The following is an 18,465-nucleotide window of genomic DNA, read 5'->3' as shown; positions in this document are numbered from 1 at the left end:
GTCACCGCCCGAGGCCGACCTGCGCTGCCAGCGCACGGAAGCCGGAGTCGTCGACCGTCCACGGCGGCGGGCGGCCCGTGTCGATCCAGCGGGCCTGTGACGAGCGCAGATACGCGTCCAGGGCGGCGCCGTCCCCGAGCACGGCCGCGGCGTACGCGACCGAGGAGTTCGGGTCGTGGTCGGGCGAGATCGTCCCGTACGCCGGGGTGGAGTCCTGCCAGCCGGGCCACCGCGCCGAGAAGCCCGTCCACAGCGCCGACCGGCGGCTCTGGTCGCCGAGCCCGGCCATGACCGGCCACAGCTGGGCCAGCGAGTCGGGGAACCACACGTCCCACGACGGGTCGAGCCTGTCGGCCGCGACGGCGTAGAGGCCCGGGCTGTGCGAGCCGGTCCACAGGACGCGCTCGACGGCGTCGCGCATCGCGGCGGCCTCGGCGGCCCGCGCGGACGCGGCGGCCGGGTCGCCGAACACGGTGTCGAGCAGCCACGCGTAGTCGGCGAGCCCCCGCTGGGCCTCGACGTTGTCGAGCAGGTACTCGGCGTCGTAGGTGGGGGTGGCGGCGGTGAGGCCGGAGGGCTTGCGGGTCGCGCCGATCGCGTCGGCCACGCGGACGAGACCGGCCCGCACCGCCGCGGTGTCGAGGGCCCGGGCGGCGGCGGGGTCGGCGCGGGCGTACTCGGCGACGAGGGTGAGGAAGGTCCCGGCGTAGGCGTCGGTCGAGTCGTAGGTGGGCACCACGGGTGACCCGGGCCGCTGCTGGAACCGGCCGGCGCAGGTCACGGGGTCGTAGTCGTAGTCGTAGACCGTCCCGTCGACGCCCGAGGTGTCGGGCGCGTTGAGCTTCGAGAGGTACCAGTCGATCCAGTGGCGCACCATCGGCAGGTACCGCCCGCCTGCCGCGACCATCGCGCGGGCACCGATGTTGGCCTCGTAGGGGTGGACCGAGACGAGCCCGGTGCCGACGATCCGCGCCTCCGCGATGGCACCCGCGCCGTCGCCGGTGCAGGTGAGCTGGGCGGTCGAGACCCAGTAGGCCTCGTCCTCGACGATCGCGGCGTAGCCGGGGTCGGCGGACGTCGACGGGGCCCGGGTGCGCCGGGGTTGTTCCGTCCGGGCCGCGTCGGAGGTCGCCCCCGCGGCCGAGGTCGGCGCCTCCGCGAGCGCGACGCCGCCCGCCCCCATCGCCGCGGACCGGCCCCCGGCGGTGTGCACGAGGCCCACGAGCGCGAGCCCGGCGCAGGCGACGACGGCGAGCGCGACGACCACACGTCGCCCGGCGGCCCGGCGGTGGGGACTCCGCGGGTCAGTCGGCATGCCGCAGCAGGTCGTGGCGGACCGCGAACGACGCGGCCTCGATCCGGGAGTGCACCCCGAGCTTGGTGAGCACGCCCTGGACGTAGGTGCGGACCGTCGCCGCCGACACCCCCAGCCGTTCGGTGATCGCGCCCGTCCCCAGTCCGTCGACGATGAGCGCCAGGCACTCCCGTTCACGCGGGGTCAGATGGGCGGCCAACCGGTGCGCCTCGGCGTCGGCCCGCGAGCGGGGCGCTGCCGTCGCGGCCGGCACGTCGACGACGCACTCGCCCGCCAGCACGGCACGCACCGCGTCGACGAGCGCGGCGACGCCCGCGGTCTTGCACACGTACCCGGCCGCTCCCGCGTCGATCGCGCGGCGTGCCGTCGCCGGGTCCCGGTCGCCGCTCAGGACGAGGACGCGGGTCCCGGTGCCGGCGGCGACGATCCCGGCGATGAGGTCGAGCCCGTCGTCGGGGCCCAGGTGACGGTCGACGACGCAGACCCGGGGCCGGTGCGTCCGCACGGCGGGCAGCACGTCGCCGGCGGTGTTGACGACGGCGCGGACGGTGACGCCGCGCGCGGTCAGGACGATGCAGAGCGCGTCGGCGAAGATCGGGTGGTCGTCACAGAGAACCACGTCGTTCGCGGACGTGGGGTCGTGCGGGCGTGCCACGGATCATCCACGTCCGGGGTCGGGCACGGCGGTACGCACGGAAGGCACGGCAGGGGTGGCCGGCCCAGACGCGGGCTGGACAGCGGTGCGGACGGCGTTGTGCGCGATCCGCGGCGCCGGACGCGGTGCGCGGCGCGTACGGGTCCCGGCGGGCAGCGTGACGCGGACCCGGGTGCCGCGCCCGGACGGGCCGGCGGTGATGTCCATGTGGCCCCCGCACGAGGACACGAGCCTGCGCACGACGCCCAGCCCGAGGCTGGACACCCCGGACGGGCCGAGACCGAAGCCGGGGCCGTCGTCGACGACGTCGACGACGAGGGCAGCGGCGCGGCTGTGCCGGGCGCCGGGCTGCGCGGCGGCGTGGACCTGCACGGTGCCACCGTGACCGGCCGCCCGCGCGGCGTTGTCGACGAGGTTGGACACGATGCGCCACAACAAGGTCGGGTCGGCGAGGCGCGGCAGGCCGGGGTCGCCGGTCAGGGTGACGGAGGCGGGCCCGCAGCGGTCGGCGAACGTCACGACCCGCGCCAGGACGGGCATCACCGGCTCGGCCTGCCCGCGGCGGGTGCCGCGGTGGTGCAGCAGCGACGACAGGCGCGCGGTCTCCTGCTCGACCATGGTGAGCAGCGACTCCCGCTGGGCGGGGTCCTCGCCCGTCGTGCGCACCGACTCCATCAGCAGCGCCAGCGTCGCCAGCCCGTGACCGACGTCGTGCATGAGCCCGCGCAGCTCCTCGACCTCGTGTCCGGCCTCGGGCCGGGATCGACAGTCTCGCTGGGCCGGCACCACGACGTGGGCCTCGGGGACGTTCCACATGACCGAGGAATCGTCGAACTGTCCGTGACCGTTACATCACAGCGGGTTCGTGGATTGGGCTGCTCGGCGCACCGGAACGCGGCGATCACGGGGTGTCACTCCGCCGGGTGGGCGCTGGGCCGCACACCCGCCGCTCGTGCGACCCTGACGGCCTCCAGCCGGCTGTGTACGCCGAGCTTGAGGAACAGTCTGCGGGTGTGGGAGCGCACCGTCCCGGTGGAGACGTGAAGTGCCGCAGCAAGATCCGGGCCGCGGGCGCCGTCGACCATGCCTTGGAGCACGCGCCGTTCCTGGCGGGTCAGTACGGCGAGCGGGTCGTCGACGGCCCGCGCGGCCTGCCCGCCCGCCAGCGCACGCAGCACCGCACCGAGGTGCGCGCTCGGGTACACGGTGTGACCGTCGCACACCGCGCGGACGGTGGCGGCGAGCTCGGCGGAGCGTGCCGACTTGGACAGCCACGCGTCGGCACCCGAGCGGGCGGCGGCGACCATCCGCTCGAAGTCGTTGCTCGCGGTCAGGACGACGATCCGGGGCCGCGGCGTGACACCCGCGATCCGCTCCAGCAGCGCCGTGCCCGCGTCGTCGGCGTCCTCGATCTCGACGGTCACGACGTCGGGCCCGGTCCGCTCCAACAACCCCTCGATGTCGGCGTCGGCGCTCGGCGCGTACCCCACGACCCGGAGGTCGGGTTCGGCCGACATCGCCTCGGCGAGCAGCTCGCCGAGCATGCGGTGGTCGTCCACGACCACGACACGCCGGATGGTCATCGCACCGATCGTCTCCCGCCCGGGTCCTCGTCGGGGGTCCCGGTTGCGGATCCCGACTGCACGACACAACGGGTACCGGTCCCGCCTCGGCGGAACCGGTACCCGATGGTGTGACCTACCTGCCGTCCTGCGTAGCAGTCCTGAGTATCAGTCCTGCACGTCACCCCGGCGGCGGCGACGCAGCTGCGTCACGCCGAAACCGGCGGCGACGACACCGGCCAGGAGCACCCCGCCGACCGCACCGGTCGGGACGACGACGCCGTCACCGGTCACGGCGCACTTGGACTGGCCGATGATGATCGTGCCATTGCCCAGACCGGCGTCGAGCGTCAGGCGCACCGCGTTGACGGTGATCCCGGTCGATGCGCCCGACCCGGTCAGGGTCTGCTCGTTGACGTAGAGGATGCCGACGCCCGCGACGTTGAGGCCGGTGTTGGGGACCGCCGACACGTCGACCGACTGGCCGAGAACCCTCAGGTTCGCGATGCTGGTCGAACCGGTGGATCCCTCCGAGTTCGACGTGCAGGTGCTGCCGACCGCATCGGCGGTGATCGCCGGGGCGATCGCCAGACCGACCTTCGGGTTCGCGACCTGAGCCGAGCTGGTCACCGATCCCGTCGCGCCCGGCACACCCTGGGTGCTGACGTTCAGCAGCCCGGTGCTGAGCAGCCCGACGGCGTTGACCTGCGCCGCCGAGTTCGTGACCGCGGTGGCGCTGCCGCCCGCCGGCAACGTGACCGTCGGCGTCGGGCCGACATTGACCAGGCCCCCGCCGAGCACGGTGACGTTCACGCTCGCGCCGAACGCGCTGCCCGACACCGCGGACACGTCGGCGAACGCGGCGCCGGCACTCGCGACGGCCATCGCCGGGACGAGCGCGACCAGCGCGAGGGATCGGGCGATGCGACGTCCGCGGGACGCCGGATGTCTGGTGCTGTTCATGGTGAGCCTCTCGGGTAGTGGCGGGCACGCCGGCGGCGTCCGCTGTCCCTGCCGGGAACGGGGGTGGGCGACGACCTGCATCCACCGACCGCCCGGCGAGCAGTGTCGGGGCCGCACGAAGCCTGCGGATCAGCCGGACGGCACAAGCGGACTGTGCCGTTCACGGGATCCGTGCCGTCCCGCACGACGAGAGCATGAGCGCCGTCGGGGCCATCCCGACGTGCTGTGGCGCAGGAGGTTCGACGATGCGAGTGCTCGCGGTGGGTGCCCACCCCGACGACATCGAGCTCGGCTGTGGTGGCGCGCTGCTGGCGCACCGCGCCCGTGGCGACGAGGTCACGCTGCTGGTGATGACCACCGGTGAGCAGGGTCCGCAGGATGCGCGCTCGCGCATCGGCGAGCAGGAGGACGCGGCCGAGCTGCTCGGCGCGGACCTGCGCTGGGGCGGCTTCGACGACTGCGCCGTTCCCACCGACCGATCCGCCGTCACCGTCGTGCAGGACGCGATCGACGCCTCCGGCGCCGACATCGTCTACACCCACGCGCCGCTGGACACCCACCAGGACCACCGGGCCACCGCCGCCGCCGTCCGCGCGGCCGCCCGCCGCGCCCGCCGGGTGCTGCTCTACGAGTCGCCGACGACCACGTCGTTCGACCCGGTGGTCTACATCGATGTCGCGACGCTGGTCGAGGCCAAGCTGGACCTGCTGCGCGCGCACATGTCGCAGGTCCTCAAGAACGGCCTGGTCGACCTCGAGGCCGTCGAGGCGCAGGCCCGCTACCACGGGTTCCGCGGCCGGATGCGCAACGCCGAGGCGTTCGAGGCCGAGCGTTTCGTGTGGGACCTCGGTGCAGCGGAGCCGGCTGCTCCTGTCGTCGCCGCCGCTGTCGCCGGGCCGCTCGTCCCCCAGGCCGCCGCCACCGTCGTCGTCCCGCGGACGCGCAGGCCATGACCGTCCCCGTCCCCGGTGCCCCGGTGGACGTCCCTGCGCCCACGGGCTCCCGCCGCACCGGCGGGAGCCCGTGGGTGCTGCTCGCGATCGCCGGGGCCGCGGTGGCGGTGGTCGCGGTCGTCGGCATCTCGACGTCGATCTCCGCGCTGACCGTTGCGCTGCAGGCGTTCTTCCTGCTGTTCTTCGTGCGGCACCTGGCGTTCGTCGCCGCCGCCGTGTCCGCCGACGCCCGCGGTGACGACTCCCCCGTCGGTGCCGACGGCGAGGCGTACACCCCGCCGGTCAGCGTCCTGGTGGCCTGCCACAACGAGGAACGTGTTCTCGACCGGCTGCTCGGCGCCCTCGACGCGCTGGAGTACCCCGAGGGCCGGCTGCAGCTGATCCTGGTCAACGACCACAGCGCCGACCGGACCGGTGAGCTGCTGGAGGCGTGGGCGGCCCGGCAGCCCCGCGCCCGGATCCTGCACCGCCCCGAGGGATCGCAGGGCGGCAAGTCCGGCGCGCTCAACGCCGCGCTCGCGCACGTCACCGGCGAGGTCGTCGTCGTGTTCGACGCCGACCACCGCCCGCGCCCCGACGTCGTCCTGCGGCTGGCCCGGCACTTCGCCGACCCCGGTGTCGGCGCCGTCCAGGGCCGCTGCCGCATCCTCAACGGCGGCGAGACCCTCGTGTCCGAGCTCGTCGAGATCGACTACCTCGGCGGCTACCTCGTCAACGAGTACGGCCGCCAGGCCGTGTTCCGGCTGCCCGCCTACGGCGGCGCGTGCTGCGCCGTGCGCACCGCGAGCCTGCACGCGGCGGGCGGCTGGAACGAGAACACCGTCACCGAGGACACCGACCTCACGCTGCGGCTGCTGCTCTCGGGGCGGCGCGTCTGCTACGACGTCACCGCCGTCGACGAGGAGGAGGCCGTCCGCACGCTGCGCCGCTACTGGACGCAGCGCTACCGCTGGGCCCGCGGGCACCAGCAGGTGTGGCGCGACTTCCGCCGCGCGGTGTGGCAGTCGACCCGGCTCGCGCCGCTCGAGAAGATCGAGACGCTGATGTTCCTGCTGGTGTTCCACCTGCCGGTGCTCGCCGTCGTCGGCATCGGGCTGCTCGTCGCCGGGCTGGCCGGGCTCGGCTCGATGTCGACGCCCGTCGACCAGGCCACCTCGGTGCTGTGGACGCTGCTGCTGCTCGGGCCGATGCTGGAGCTGTCGACGGGGCTGCTGCTGGCCCGCTCCCCCCGCCGCAAGGCGCGCGTTCTGCTGTTCTTCCTGCCGCTGTTCTTCGTGTCGATGGCGTTGTGCACCAAGGCCTGGTTCGACGGCATCCTCGGCAGGCCCTACACGTGGGCGAAGACGAAGCGCAGCGGCGACAGCGACGGTCCCGCCGGCGGCACCCCGTCGGTGCCGGAGCCTCGGGCGGTGACCCCGTGACCGGACGCGCGCTGGGCATCCTGGCCAGGCCCGTCGGCGTCGTCGTCGGGGTGCTCGTCGTGTTCTTCCTGCTCGACGACACGTTCCGGCGCGTCGAGGCCGGCGCGTCGACGTGGGCGCTGCACACCCTCGGCGTGGCCGACGAGGCGGTCGTGTTCGTCCCCGGATCGTCGATCGCGGTGTTCCCGCCGACGGCCGGGCCGTTCCTGGCGACGGTGACGTCGTCGTGCTCGTCGCTGTCGTCGCTGCTGGCCGTCGCGTTCCTGGGGCTGTTCACGCCGCGCCGCGCACCCGTCCGCCGGATCGGCGCGCTGCTCGCGGCGTGCGCGGTGATCCTGGTGGGCAACGTCGCCCGGATCGCGGCGTCGCTGGGCATGGGGCTGGCCGCGGGGCCCGCGAGCCTCGTGCTGTTCCACGACTGGGTCGGCAGCCTCTTCGCCTTCGCCTACACCGTGGGCGGCTATCTACTGATGCTGTGGATCCTGTTGCCGCGCAACGACGAGAGCGGTTCCGACGGCGGCGTCGGCCCGCTGCAGGCTGCGAGTTCGTACCGATCGGGGGTCGGGGTTGTCTGAGATCTGGGAGTCGGCGCTGCAGTGGACGCTGCAGTGGGCGTGGGTCGGCGGCGGGGTCGCCATGATGGGCTGCGCGGTGTGCTGGCGGGTGATGCGGCGCAAGCGGATCCGGGCGCGGCTCGAGGCCCGCCTCGCCGATCCGGACCCGGCGCGGCGCCGGGCCGCGGTCGAGGTGGCCACCGAGCAGGGGCTGCGCGCGCACGCCGCGCTCCTCGTCGCGCTGCTCGACCGCGAGCAGCACACCGGCGTGCTCGACGCGCTCGCCGCCGGGGTCCTGCGCAGTGCGTGGGAGCCGGCCGACCGTCCCGACCTGCTGCGGCTGCGGCTGTGGGCGCACGAGCACCGCGGCACACCCGCCGCCGAACGTGGGCCGGACACCGGCACGGTCGCCGACGCCGAACGAACCGTCGCCGTGCACCCCGTCGTCCCCCGGGTGCCGATCGCCCCGCCGCTGCCGCGCCGCCCCCAGGTGTGGACGGAGCCCGGGACAGTGGCCATGCCGTCGGTGACCCCGTCGGCGGTCCCGCGACGCGCCGCGCACCTCGCGCCCGAGGGTGCGCCGGCTTCCCCGCCACCCACCCCGCCACGCGGTGCCCCGCCCCGCCACCGCGCCGCCCACACCCCGCAACGTGGCGCGTTCCCCCTCCTCGCGGAAGGCAACCGATGAGTCCCGTCCTCGTCACCGGCGCCGGCGGTGCCGCGGGCATCTCGGTCATCCGGGCGCTCGACGGCGTCCGCGCCACCGTCGCCGCCGACTGCGACCCCCTCGCCGCGGGTCTGTTCCTGGCCGGTGACGCCGGCGTCGTGCCCCGCGCCGACGACCCGGCGTTCGTCGACCAGCTCCTCAAGCTCGCCGACCGCACCGGCGCGACGACGCTCGTCTGCACGGTCGCCGAGGAGCTGCCGGCGCTCGCGGCCGCCGCCGCGGACCTCGACCGGGCCGGGCTGCGGCACTGGCTGCCGGCGCCCGGGGCGGTCGCGGCGTGCGTCGACAAGTGGGCGTTCGCCGCCGCGTGCACGGCCGCCGACGTCCCCGCCCCGGCCACCGGCCTCGGCACCGCCGAGAATGTTCCGGGACCGTGGATCGTCAAGCCGCGCGCCGGGCGTGGCTCCCGCGACGTGCACGCCGCCGACGACGCCGACGACCTCGCCCGGGCACTGGCCCGGGTACCCGACGCGCTCGTCCAGACCCGCCTCGACGGCACCGAGTTCACCATCGACGCCCTCGTCGACCGCGACGGCGTGCTCGCCGGTGCGGTGCCGCGGTGGCGGCTGGTCACCAAGGCCGGCATCAGCACGGTGGGACGGACGTTCGACCACCCCGAGCTGGTCGACGCGGTCGCGACGCTGCTCGTGGCCGTCGGGCTGACCGGCCCGGCCTGCGTGCAGGGGTTCGTCGACGACTTCGGCGCGTTCACGTTCACCGAGATCAACCCGCGGTTCTCCGGCGGGCTGCCGCTCTCCCTCGCCGCGGGCGCCGACCTCGTCGGCGAGTACGTCCGCGGTGTCGACGGGCTCCCCGTCCGCCGCGAGCGGCTCGGCCACCGGCCCGGCGTGACGATGATGCGCCACCACGCGGAGGTGTTCACCGGATGAAGCTGCTCGTCCCCTTCGGCACCCGGCCCGAGATCGTCAAGCTCGCGCCCGTCGTGCGGGAGCTGCGCGCCACGGGTGGCGACGTCGTCGTCGCCGCCACCGGCCAGCACCACGACCCCGGGCTCACCGACGTCTTCCACGCCGAGCTCGGCGTCCACCCCGACATCGTGGCGTCCCCCGGTGACGTCGCCGCGCGACGGCTCGGCGACATCGTCGGCGACGCGCTGGAGACCGTCGCGTCGGTGCGGCCCGACGCCGTGCTCGTCCTCGGCGACACCCACACCGTGCCCGCCTACTGCCTGGCCGCCCGCAACCACCGGGTACCGGTGATCCACCTCGAGGCGGGCATGCGGTCGTTCAACCCGACGTCGGTCGAAGAGGTCAACCGTCGCGTCGCCGCCGCCACCGCGTCGCTGCACCTGGCCCCCACCGACATCGCCCGCCGCTTCCTGCTGGCCGAAGGGGTTGCGCCCGAGCGGGTCGCCGTCGTCGGCAACCCGGTGCTCGACGCACTGCGGATCGTCGGTGCCGCCCGACGCGACCCCGCGCAGCGGGCCGGGGTGCTGCTCACCGCGCACCGCGCCACCAACGTCGACGACCCGCAGCGGCTGGCGCAGCTGGTCCAGCTCGTCCACGACCTCGGCACGCAGGTCGGGCACGTCACGTTCCCCGTGCACCCCCGCACGCGGGACTCGTTGCGCCGCAACGGTCTCTGGGACGCGCTGACGTCCGCGGACGTCACGGTCACCGATCCCGTCCCGTACAGGGTGATGATCGCGCTCGTCGCAGCGGCCGCGGTCGTCGTCACCGACTCCGGCGGCCTGCAGGAGGAGGCGTCCTGGCTCGGGGTGCCCGTCGTCGTGCTGCGCCGCTCCACCCCGCGCTGGGAGGGCGTGCACGCCGGATCGGCCGTGCTGACCGGGCTCGACGCGGCCCGCGCGCTCAAGGCCGCCCTCGACCTCACCGATCCCGCGACCCGGGACCGCGTCGCCGCCATGGACTGCCCCTACGGCGACGGGCACACCGCCGAGCGGGTCGCCCGGCTGCTGCACGACCCCGCGACGGCTGCCCTGCTGCGCTTCGACGAGCCCGACTTCGTCGACCGGGAGCCACCGGCATGACCGCTCCGATCCGTGCGGTGCTCGTCGACCTCGACGACACCCTGTATCCCCAGGCACGGTTCCTGGAGCTCGCGTGGCGCGCCGTCGCCGACCGCGGCGCGGCGCTCGGCGTCGACCGCACGCCGTTCCTGCACGCGTTGCGCGACATCGCGGCGCAGGGCTCGGCCCGCGGCGGGATCATCGACCGTGCGCTCGCCCGCGTCGGCGCGCCCACCGACCTCGTCCCCGCACTGGTGGCCGCGTTCCGCGGTGTCGACCCCGAACGGCTCGAGCCCTACCCCGGGGTCGTCGACGCGCTGGAGACGTTGCGCGCGAAAGTTCCCGTCGCGATCGTCACCGACGGCGACGTGACCGGGCAGCGGCGCAAGGTCGCCGCGCTCGACATCGCGCACCTCGTCGACGCCGTCGTCTACAGCGACTCGGCGGGGCGCGAGCACCGCAAGCCGCACCCGCGCCCGTTCACCGACGCGCTCTGGATGCTCGGGGTGCCCGCCGGGGCCGCGGTCATGATCGGCGACCGGCCCGAGAAGGACGTCGCGGGCGCACTGGGCGTCGGGATGCGGGCCGTGCGGGTGGGCACCGGCGAGTACGCCACCGCGCCCGACCACCCGGCGACATGGCGGCGGGCGGCGACGTTCGCCGACGCCGTCGACGGCCTGCTCCCGCTCCTGCCGTCGCCGGTCCAGGATCAGGCGTTCGACGCGGCGGCGGCCAGCCTCGTGCGGGCGGCGACCGAGCCGTAGAGGCAGATCGCGGCGGCCGTCGCCAGGTTCAGGCTCTCGGCGCGGCCGTGGATCGGCACCGACACGCGGTGGTCGGCCGCGGCGAGGACCTCGGCGGGGACGCCGTGCGCCTCGTTGCCGAACACCCATGCCGCCCGGCCCCCGAGCAGGGCGTCGGCGGCCGGATCGTGCAGGTCGACCTCGCCGTGGGCGTCGGCGGCCAGCAGCACCAGCCCGGCGCCGCGACAGGCGTCGAGCACCGCGGCGGCGTCGCGGTCGCGGGCCAGCGGGAGGTGGAAGACGCTGCCCGTCGACGCCCGGACGGCCTTGCCGTTGTGCGGGTCCACGGTGTCGCCGGCCAGGAGCACGGCGTCGGCACCCGCGGCGTCGGCACAGCGGACGACGGTCCCGACGTTGCCCGGATCCGCCACACCGGCGAGTACCGCCACCAGCCGGGACGTCTGGCCCACCGCGGCCGCGAGGGCGACGTCGAGCAGGTCGCACACGGCGACGAGGCCCTGCGGGGTGACGGTGTCCGACAGGCTCGCGGCGGCACCGTCGGTGACGTCGACGACCCGCACGCCCGCGGCGTGGGCGGCGTCGACGAGATCGGGGTTGCGCTGCGCCGCCGCGGCCGTCACGAAGAGCTCGTGGACGGCCTGCGGCGCGGCCAGCGCCTCCCGGACGGCCTGGGCCCCCTCGACGAGGAAGCGACCGGCCCGTTCACGACCCGCGCGTCGCAGCAGCTTGCGGGCTGCCGCGACGCGCGGGGTGCGTTCTGTTCCGAGCACCGGCTCGCTCAGGCAGCGGTGTCCTTCTGCGTGTCGTGGGCGGGCACGTTGGCCCGGGCCAGCTCGACGAGCGCGGTGAAGGCGGCCGGGTCGCTGATCGCGAGCTCCGACAGGTTCTTGCGGTCGACCTCGACGCCAGCGGCCTTGAGGCCCTGGATGAAGCGGTTGTAGGTCATGCCGTTGGCGCGGGCACCCGCGTTGATCCGGGTGATCCACAGCTGCCGGAACTCGCCCTTCTTGGCGCGACGGTCGCGGTAGGCGTAGTTCAGCGAGTGGAGCATCTGCTCCTTCGCCTTGCGGTACAGGCGGGAGCGCTGGCCCCGGTAGCCGCTCGCCTGCTCGAGGGTCGAGCGGCGCTTCTTCTGGGCGTTGACCGCGCGCTTCACGCGTGCCATGGGTGTCGTCCTGTCTCTCGATCGGCCGGGCTCGGCGCGGGGGCGCGCCGGGTCCGGCCGGGGTCAGCGGGGTGGGAGGCTCAGCGCCCGAGCAGCTTCTTGACGCGCTTCACGTCGGCCTTGGCGATCGGCACGGTGCCCGACAGGTCGCGCGTCTCCTTGCTCGACTTGACCTCGAGCCGGTGCCGCAGACCGGCCTGCTGGCGCCGGAGCTTGCCGCTGCCGGTCACCTTGACCCGCTTCGAGATACCGCTGTGCGTCTTGTTCTTGGGCATGGCTGATCCGTTCACGTGTGACGTCCGGGGGACGTCGGGTTCTGTCCTGCGATGGTCCGGGTGCGGGCCGGTCAGACCTGCGTCTCGTCGGCCGGGGCGGCCTCGGTCGCCGCGCCGTCGGCCGCGGCCGCGCTGTCGGCGTGGGCCGGGCGCTTGGCCGGCTTCTTGAGCGGAGCGATCACCATCGTCATGTTGCGGCCGTCCTGCTTCGGCGCGGCCTCGACGACACCCAGGTCCACAACGTCCTCGGCCAGGCGCTGCAGCAGCCGGAAACCGAGCTCCGGGCGGGACTGCTCGCGGCCACGGAACATGATCGTGACCTTGACCTTGTTCCCACCTTCGAGGAAGCGCACGACGTTGCGCTTCTTGGTCTCGTAGTCGTGGGTGTCGATCTTCGGCCGGAGCTTCTGCTCCTTGATCACCGTGAGCTGCTGGTTGCGGCGGGACTCGCGGGCCTTCTGCGCGCTCTCGTACTTGAACTTGCCGAAGTCCATGAGCTTGCAGACCGGCGGGCGGGCCTGAGCCGCGACCTCGACGAGGTCGAGCTCGGCCTCCTGCGCCAGCCGCAGGGCGTCCTCGATACGCACGATGCCGACCTGTTCACCGTTCGGTCCGACGAGTCGGACCTCGGGAACCCGGATTCGGTCGTTGATGCGCGTCTCTGTGCTGATGGGGTCTCCTCGTATAGACGTCGTGTGCTCGGCGACGACAAGAGAGACCCGTGATTCGACGACGAGGCGGATGACGCGTCGCCTCGACACCGGACCTGAACCCGGCCACCAGGGGTGACGTCGGGTGGGAGCGGGGCTCCACTTGAACGCCCTGAGCACGTGCTGCTGATGCACACAGTGCACAACAGTCAACGTGCGACAGGGTGGTCGCATTCCGAAGGGTACACGAGGCCCCCGGAGCGGACACACGGGGCGTTCGACCCGGCTTCCCCACCGACCCTAGACAGCGTCCTGACCGCGCGCCACGGCCCTGGCCAGGGCGACCGCCGGGGCGTCGCCCAGCGCGGCGCCCTCGGTGAGGGCGGCACCGAACCCGTCACCGAGCGCCGCGCGGCCCGCGTCCTCCGCCTCGGCCTCCCGCCGCGCGTCCGGTCCGAAGGCACGGGTCGCGCGTGGGCTCGCGCGCAGCGCGCCGAGCAGGACACCCGCGGTGCGGTGGTCACCGGCCCGCGACCGGGCGACGACCAGCGACCGCACCGCGACCCACAGGTGCGTCCACGCCCCGGCCGCGAGCCAGTGGTCGAGCAGCGGCAGCAACGCGGCGACGTCGCCGCCGCCGCGGACCGCCGAGGTGACGAGGGTGTGCCGGGCGATGCCGGCGACGAACCGCGAGTCCACCGACTCCGCGAGCGCCACCGCCTCGCGCAGGTGCCCGGCGGCCGCGACCGGGTCGCGCTCGGCCCGGCGCTCCCCCCGCGCATACGCCAGCGACGCCCGCGCCGTCGCCGACCCGGCCCGCGCCACCAGCTCCGCCATCGCCTCCTCCTCACGGGCCGCGGCCGCGTCGTCCCCGGCGTACGCGGCCGCGACGGTGAGGTCCATCCGTCCGAACAGCGCGGTGTCGACGTCCGCCGCCGCGTCGGCGAGCTCGACGCTGCAGCGGGCCTCACGCATCGCCGCCACCAGGTCACCGCGGAACATGTAGACGTTGGCGAGCGCCTCGTGGCCGTCGCGGGCCGCCGCCGGGTCGGGCCCCGAGGAGGCGAGCACGATCGACCGCCGCGCGTAGGCCTCGCAGAGGTCGAGGTCGCCGCGCTGCCAGCACGACGCCGCGACGAGACCCAGCAGCCGGGCCGCGTCCGCGCCGGCGGGCACCGGCCGGGCGACGGGGGCGTCCGCGTCGTCGAGCACCCCCGCCACCCGCAGCGACCGCAGCGCCGGCTGCACGAGGTCGGCCCGGCCCCGCACGTACCCCAGCTGCGCGAACAGCAGCCCGAGCCGGACCACCGCCGGCACCGGCCCGACGTCGCACAGCCGGGCGTGGGCGCGCCGCAGGTCGGGCAGGTGCGCGTCGAACCGTGCCACCGCGGCCCGCTCCCCCGGCCCCCGGCGGGCCACGCGGACCTCCTCGGCGAGCCCGGCGGCCCACCGCGCGTGCGCGGTGCGCAGCGCGTCGGCGGACCGGTCGGTCGCGAGGCGCTCGCGGCCGAAGGCGCGCAACGTCTCCAGCTGCCCGAACCGGGCCGGCTCGCCACGATGACGGACCACCAGCGACCGATCGACGAGATCGGGCAACGCGTGCGCGTCGCCGCACACCGCCGCCACCGCCGCGGCCTCGACGGGCCCCGCGAACACCGACATCCGCACGAACAAGGCCTGCTGCGCCGCGTCGAGCAGGCCGAACGACCAGGCCACGACGTCGCGCAACGACCGGTGCCGGGGTGCCGCGGTACGCCGCCCCCCGCTGAGCAGGTCGAGCGCGGCGCTCTCGAACGTCGCGGTGTCCGCTGCCGCGGGGCCCTCCAGGGCCGCGGCCATCGCGGGCAGGCCCAGCGCCGGGACCCGGGCCGCGGCGAGCTCCAGCGCCAGCGGCAACCCGTCGAGCCGGGCACACACCACGTCGACGAGGGCGGCGTCGGTGGGCCCCGGCACCGCGTCGGGGACGGCCGCCCGGATCCGGTCGGTGAGCAGCGCGGCCGCGTCCGCCGGCGCGAGCGGGCCCACCGGCGCCACCTGCTCCCCGTCGACGCGCAGCGCCTCGCGGCTGGTGAGCAGCAGATCGGTCCCCGCGCTGCCCGCGCAGACCGCCTCCACGAGGCGCGCCACCTCGTCGGCGACGTGTTCGCAGTTGTCCAGCACGAGCAGCATCCGGCGCACGGCGAGCACCTCGACGATCCGCCGGGTCAGTCCCTCCCCCGCCCGGCCGCCGTCGGCCAGCGACAACGCCGCCGCGACCGCGGGTTCCACGTCGGCGGGACCCCCCTCGCCGAACTCGACCAGCGCGACCCCGTCGTCGTACTGCGCCGCCACCGCGGCGAGCACGTGCCGCGCGAGCCGGGTCTTCCCGACCCCACCCGGGCCGACGAGGGTGAGAATCCTGTTGCGCGCCAGCAACTTCTGGGCCGAATCGACGTCGGCGGCGCGGCCGACGAACGAGCTCACCGGGACGCGGGGCGTGCGCGGGGCCGCGGGCTGCTCGTCGCGCAGCAGCACGGCCTCCAGCTCCCGCAGCTGCGGGCCGGGATCGACGCCGAGCTCTGCGGTCATGCGCCGGCGCAGCGCCGCGAACGCCGCGAGCGCGTCCCGCCGCCTGCCCGCCGCCGCGAGGGACCGCATCAGGACCGCGACCGCGCCCTCCCGCCACGGCTCGTCCGCGCACAACCCCTCCGCGACGGCCACCGCCTCCGCCGCGCGCCCGGCGTCGAGCAGCGCGGCGGCGAGCCGTTCCCGGGCGTCGGCGTGCACCGCGGCGAGCCGGGCGGCGAGCGCGGGCGCGTCGGGATGGTCGAGCTCCGCGTACGGCCGGCCCCGCCACAGCGCGAGCGCGGCGACGAGCCCCGCCGCCCGGTCGTGGGCCGACGGCTGCGCCGACGCGGCCGCGACCCCGTCGGTGAACGCCGTGGCGTCGACGACGCCACGGGCTGCCCGCAGCGCGTAGCCGCCCGGCACGGTCTCGACGGCGACCCCCGCCGGGAGGAGCCGGCGCACCCGCGCGACGAGGGTCTGCACGGCGCCGACCGGGTCCGCGGGCGGGCTGCCCGACCAGACGAGGTCGGCGATCCGGTCGATGGTCATCGGCTCGCCGGTGTGCGCCGCGAGCGCCGTGAGCAGCCGACGCTGCCGGCCCGACTCGACCGGGACCGGGCCGTCGGGGCCGTGCACCTCCAGCGGGCCGAGCACGCCGACGGAGGTCACACCGTCATCGTCGCAGCGACCGCCCCTGCCCACCACCGTGCTGGGCCCGGCAGCGGAGCACCGGACGGTGACGTCCGCCGAGTTCGACACGGGGCTGGTTCGATCATGGTCGGGGCCAGTCCCTTGTCGAACTCGGCGCACGGGGTGACAGCGGTCCGACAGCGGGCCGACAGTGCCTCCCCCGACCATCGGTGCCCCACGACCACGACACCGACCACGACACCGACGGGACCGACGATGACGACGACACCCGCACCCGTGACCTCGGCAGGCACCGACCCGACAGCCGACGCGTTCGCCGAACGCATCGTCGCGGCCGGGCTGGCCGCGCTCGACCTGCAGACCATCCGCCTCGGCGACCGGCTCGGCTGCTACCGGGCGATGGCCTCCGGTGCACCGGTCACGTCGGCGCAGCTGGCCGAGCTCACCGGCACCGCCGAGCGCTACGCCCGCGAATGGCTCGAACAGCAGGCGGTCACCGGTGTCCTCGACGTCGTCGACGACACCGGCGATCCCGCCACCCGCACGTTCCGGCTCCCCGCCGGCCACGCCGAGGTGCTGACCGACGTCCTCAGCCCCGCCCACGTCACCCGGATGGCGACGCTGACCGGCGCCTTCGCCCGGCAGGCCGACGCCCTCGAACGCGCCTACCGCACCGGCGGCGGCGTCAGCCGGGACGAACAGGGCGACGACGCCCGGCACGCCCAGGCCGCGGCCAACCGCCGGATGCTGCTCGACGACCTCCCCCGCACCCACCTGCCCTCGATCCCGGGCCTCGCCGAGACACTGCACGCCGGGGGGCGGGTCGCCGACGTCGGCTGCGGGTTCGGGTGGTCGTCGATCGGCATCGCGCTCGCCTACCCGCAGGCGTCGGTCGACGCCTTCGACGTCGACGTCCCGTCGGTGGAGGCCGCCCGGCGCAACGCCGCCGAAACCGGGGTGTCCGACCGGGTCCGGTTCCACGTCGCCGACGCCGCCGAGACCGGGACCGCCACCGGTGGCGGCTACGACCTCGTGCTCGCCGTCGAGTGCGTCCACGACCTGCCCGACCCCGTCGGCGTGCTGGCCGGGATGCGCCGCCTCGCCGGGCCGGGCGCGACCGTGCTGGTCGTCGACGAGCGCGTCGCCGAGACCTTCACCGCGCCCGGCGACGAGGTCGAGCGCCTCATGTACGCCTACAGCGTCCTGTGCTGCCTACCCGACGGGATGGCACACCCGCAGTCCGCCGCGACCGGGACGGTGATGCGGCCGGACACGTTGCGCCGCTACGCCTCCGAAGCCGGTTTCGCCCGCGTCGACGTGCTCGACGTCGAGGACGACTTCTTCCGCTTCTACCGGCTCGTGACGGGCTGACCCGCTCCGGAGCCCGGGACCGGCGTGCACTGCCGGGCCGCGCTCCACCGGTCAGCCGGCCGCCGCGGCCTTGCGGCGGGCCGGCTTGCGGGCCTTCGGGGCCTGCGGCGTGACCAGGTCGCGCAGGAACCGGCCGGTGTAGCTGGCCTCGACCGCCGCCACCTGCTCCGGCGTGCCCTCCGCCAGCACCGTGCCGCCGCCCGACCCGCCCTCGGGGCCCATGTCGATCACCCAGTCCGACGTCTTGATGACGTCGAGGTTGTGCTCGATGACGATGACGCTGTTGCCCTTGTCGACCAGCCCGTTGATGACCAGCAGCAGCTTGCGGATGTCCTCGAAGTGCAGACCCGTGGTCGGCTCGTCGAGGATGTAGACCGTGCGGCCGTTGGACCGCTTCTGCAGCTCGCTGGCCAGCTTGACGCGCTGCGCCTCACCGCCGGACAGGGTCGGCGCCGGCTGACCCAGCCGGACGTAGCCGAGCCCGACGTCGACCAGCGTCTTCAGGTAGCGGCTGATCGAGGAGATCGGCTCGAAGAACTCGGCCGCCTCCTCGATGGGCATGTCGAGGACGTCGGCGACCGTCTTGCCCTTGTAATGCACCTCGAGCGTCTCCCGGTTGTACCGGGCGCCGTGGCAGACCTCGCACGGCACGTAGACGTCGGGCAGGAAGTTCATCTCGATCTTGATCGTGCCGTCGCCCGAGCAGCCCTCGCAGCGGCCGCCCTTGACGTTGAACGAGAACCGCCCGGCCTGGTAGCCGCGCACCTTCGCCTCGGTGGTCGACGCGAACAAGGTGCGGATCTTGTCCCACACGCCGGTGTAGGTGGCCGGGTTGGAACGCGGGGTGCGCCCGATCGGCGACTGGTCGACGCGGACCAGCTTGTCGAGCTGGTCGACGCCGG

The 18,465-nt window shown here is 74.9% G+C and carries 18 protein-coding genes and 1 pseudogene; 8 read left to right on the top strand and 11 right to left on the bottom strand.

Features of this window, described 5'->3' with window-relative positions:
• Position 1 precedes the first annotated feature (1 nt).
• The 5 genes from PSU4_RS22915 to PSU4_RS22895 form a co-directional block, all read right to left on the bottom strand.
• A complete protein-coding gene (locus PSU4_RS22915) occupies positions 2-1,315 on the bottom strand; it encodes a hypothetical protein (RefSeq protein WP_147112187.1) in 1,314 nt (437 codons plus the stop codon).
• Positions 1,305-1,970 carry a response regulator transcription factor gene (locus PSU4_RS22910; protein WP_147112184.1) on the bottom strand — a complete coding sequence of 222 codons (666 nt, stop codon included), beginning with the start codon at positions 1,968-1,970 and terminating at the stop codon, positions 1,305-1,307. The genes PSU4_RS22915 and PSU4_RS22910 overlap by 11 nt, the downstream gene beginning before the upstream one ends.
• A 3-nt stretch (positions 1,971-1,973) precedes the next feature.
• A complete protein-coding gene (locus PSU4_RS22905) occupies positions 1,974-2,786 on the bottom strand; it encodes a sensor histidine kinase (protein ID WP_147112182.1) in 813 nt (270 codons plus the stop codon).
• A 95-nt stretch (positions 2,787-2,881) separates the two neighbouring features.
• Positions 2,882-3,553: a LuxR C-terminal-related transcriptional regulator gene (locus PSU4_RS22900; protein ID WP_147112179.1), complete on the bottom strand. Its 672-nt coding sequence runs from the start codon at positions 3,551-3,553 to the stop codon at positions 2,882-2,884.
• 147 nt (positions 3,554-3,700) lie between these two features.
• Positions 3,701-4,495: a choice-of-anchor P family protein gene (locus PSU4_RS22895; protein ID WP_147112176.1), complete on the bottom strand. Its 795-nt coding sequence runs from the start codon at positions 4,493-4,495 to the stop codon at positions 3,701-3,703.
• 245 nt (positions 4,496-4,740) lie between these two features.
• Here PSU4_RS22895 and PSU4_RS22890 point away from each other — a divergent pair, with 245 nt between their 5' ends.
• From PSU4_RS22890 to PSU4_RS22860, 7 genes are read left to right on the top strand one after another with little or no spacing between them, the layout of a single operon-like run.
• The gene (locus PSU4_RS22890; protein ID WP_147112173.1) at positions 4,741-5,448 is read left to right on the top strand and encodes a PIG-L deacetylase family protein; all 708 of its coding nucleotides are present in this window, start codon (positions 4,741-4,743) and stop codon (positions 5,446-5,448) included.
• Positions 5,445-6,869, top strand: coding sequence for a glycosyltransferase family 2 protein (locus PSU4_RS22885; RefSeq protein WP_147112170.1), 1,425 nt, complete (start codon positions 5,445-5,447; stop codon positions 6,867-6,869). Before PSU4_RS22890 ends, PSU4_RS22885 begins: the two co-directional genes overlap by 4 nt.
• Complete coding sequence (locus PSU4_RS22880; RefSeq protein ID WP_186817131.1) at positions 6,866-7,444, top strand: exosortase/archaeosortase family protein; 579 nt, start codon at positions 6,866-6,868, stop codon at positions 7,442-7,444. The genes PSU4_RS22885 and PSU4_RS22880 overlap by 4 nt, the downstream gene beginning before the upstream one ends.
• The gene (locus PSU4_RS22875) at positions 7,437-8,111 is read left to right on the top strand and encodes a hypothetical protein (protein ID WP_147112165.1); all 675 of its coding nucleotides are present in this window, start codon (positions 7,437-7,439) and stop codon (positions 8,109-8,111) included. The genes PSU4_RS22880 and PSU4_RS22875 overlap by 8 nt, the downstream gene beginning before the upstream one ends.
• Positions 8,108-9,040 carry an ATP-grasp domain-containing protein gene (locus PSU4_RS22870; protein WP_147112162.1) on the top strand — a complete coding sequence of 311 codons (933 nt, stop codon included), beginning with the start codon at positions 8,108-8,110 and terminating at the stop codon, positions 9,038-9,040. Before PSU4_RS22875 ends, PSU4_RS22870 begins: the two co-directional genes overlap by 4 nt.
• Positions 9,037-10,161 carry a non-hydrolyzing UDP-N-acetylglucosamine 2-epimerase gene (gene wecB / locus PSU4_RS22865; RefSeq protein WP_147112159.1) on the top strand — a complete coding sequence of 375 codons (1,125 nt, stop codon included), beginning with the start codon at positions 9,037-9,039 and terminating at the stop codon, positions 10,159-10,161. The genes PSU4_RS22870 and wecB overlap by 4 nt, the downstream gene beginning before the upstream one ends.
• On the top strand, positions 10,158-10,904 hold the full coding sequence (locus PSU4_RS22860) for an HAD family hydrolase (protein ID WP_147112156.1): 747 nt from the start codon (positions 10,158-10,160) through the stop codon (positions 10,902-10,904). Before wecB ends, PSU4_RS22860 begins: the two co-directional genes overlap by 4 nt.
• Here the strand turns inward: PSU4_RS22860 and PSU4_RS22855 are convergent.
• From PSU4_RS22855 to PSU4_RS22835, 5 genes are all read right to left on the bottom strand, one after another.
• Complete coding sequence (locus tag PSU4_RS22855; RefSeq protein ID WP_186817130.1) at positions 10,850-11,674, bottom strand: TrmH family RNA methyltransferase; 825 nt, start codon at positions 11,672-11,674, stop codon at positions 10,850-10,852. The two genes, PSU4_RS22860 and PSU4_RS22855, sit on opposite strands and share 55 nt — an antisense overlap.
• Positions 11,675-11,682: 8 nt before the next feature.
• Complete coding sequence (gene rplT, locus PSU4_RS22850) at positions 11,683-12,069, bottom strand: 50S ribosomal protein L20 (RefSeq protein WP_098957998.1); 387 nt, start codon at positions 12,067-12,069, stop codon at positions 11,683-11,685.
• 80 nt (positions 12,070-12,149) lie between these two features.
• Positions 12,150-12,344, bottom strand: a complete 195-nt coding sequence (gene rpmI, locus PSU4_RS22845; RefSeq protein ID WP_147112153.1) for a 50S ribosomal protein L35 — start codon at positions 12,342-12,344, stop codon at positions 12,150-12,152.
• Between the two features lie 71 nt (positions 12,345-12,415).
• A complete protein-coding gene (infC, locus tag PSU4_RS22840) occupies positions 12,416-13,030 on the bottom strand; it encodes a translation initiation factor IF-3 (protein WP_222596369.1) in 615 nt (204 codons plus the stop codon).
• A 264-nt stretch (positions 13,031-13,294) separates the two neighbouring features.
• The gene (locus PSU4_RS22835) at positions 13,295-16,210 is read right to left on the bottom strand and encodes an AfsR/SARP family transcriptional regulator (protein WP_186817129.1); all 2,916 of its coding nucleotides are present in this window, start codon (positions 16,208-16,210) and stop codon (positions 13,295-13,297) included.
• A gap of 237 nt (positions 16,211-16,447) precedes the next feature.
• On the opposite strand from PSU4_RS22835, the gene PSU4_RS22830 reads away from it, so the two are divergent.
• Complete coding sequence (locus PSU4_RS22830) at positions 16,448-17,563, top strand: class I SAM-dependent methyltransferase (RefSeq protein ID WP_147112147.1); 1,116 nt, start codon at positions 16,448-16,450, stop codon at positions 17,561-17,563.
• Between the two features lie 51 nt (positions 17,564-17,614).
• On the opposite strand, the pseudogene PSU4_RS22825 reads toward PSU4_RS22830, so the two are convergent.
• Positions 17,615-18,465, bottom strand: a pseudogene (locus PSU4_RS22825) (excinuclease ABC subunit UvrA); the annotation flags it as partial.

This window comes from Pseudonocardia sulfidoxydans NBRC 16205, assembly GCF_007989085.1.
Taxonomy (GTDB): domain Bacteria; phylum Actinomycetota; class Actinomycetes; order Mycobacteriales; family Pseudonocardiaceae; genus Pseudonocardia; species Pseudonocardia sulfidoxydans.
Note: the sequence above shows the minus strand (reverse complement) of the source record. Positions and strands in the feature narration are given on the sequence as shown.

What these genes read in the sequence shown, in the direction of transcription:
- PSU4_RS22915 (WP_147112187.1), bottom strand. Translation starts at nt 1,315, where the DNA reads ATGCCGACTGACCCGCGGAGTCCCCACCGCCGGGCCGCCGGGCGACGT.
- PSU4_RS22905 (WP_147112182.1), bottom strand. Translation starts at nt 2,786, where the DNA reads ATGTGGAACGTCCCCGAGGCCCACGTCGTGGTGCCGGCCCAGCGAGAC.
- PSU4_RS22900 (WP_147112179.1), bottom strand. Translation starts at nt 3,553, where the DNA reads ATGACCATCCGGCGTGTCGTGGTCGTGGACGACCACCGCATGCTCGGC.
- PSU4_RS22895 (WP_147112176.1), bottom strand. Translation starts at nt 4,495, where the DNA reads ATGAACAGCACCAGACATCCGGCGTCCCGCGGACGTCGCATCGCCCGA.
- PSU4_RS22890 (WP_147112173.1), top strand. Translation starts at nt 4,741, where the DNA reads ATGCGAGTGCTCGCGGTGGGTGCCCACCCCGACGACATCGAGCTCGGC.
- PSU4_RS22885 (WP_147112170.1), top strand. Translation starts at nt 5,445, where the DNA reads ATGACCGTCCCCGTCCCCGGTGCCCCGGTGGACGTCCCTGCGCCCACG.
- PSU4_RS22870 (WP_147112162.1), top strand. Translation starts at nt 8,108, where the DNA reads ATGAGTCCCGTCCTCGTCACCGGCGCCGGCGGTGCCGCGGGCATCTCG.
- wecB (WP_147112159.1), top strand. Translation starts at nt 9,037, where the DNA reads ATGAAGCTGCTCGTCCCCTTCGGCACCCGGCCCGAGATCGTCAAGCTC.
- PSU4_RS22860 (WP_147112156.1), top strand. Translation starts at nt 10,158, where the DNA reads ATGACCGCTCCGATCCGTGCGGTGCTCGTCGACCTCGACGACACCCTG.
- rplT (WP_098957998.1), bottom strand. Translation starts at nt 12,069, where the DNA reads ATGGCACGCGTGAAGCGCGCGGTCAACGCCCAGAAGAAGCGCCGCTCG.
- rpmI (WP_147112153.1), bottom strand. Translation starts at nt 12,344, where the DNA reads ATGCCCAAGAACAAGACGCACAGCGGTATCTCGAAGCGGGTCAAGGTG.
- PSU4_RS22830 (WP_147112147.1), top strand. Translation starts at nt 16,448, where the DNA reads ATGACGACGACACCCGCACCCGTGACCTCGGCAGGCACCGACCCGACA.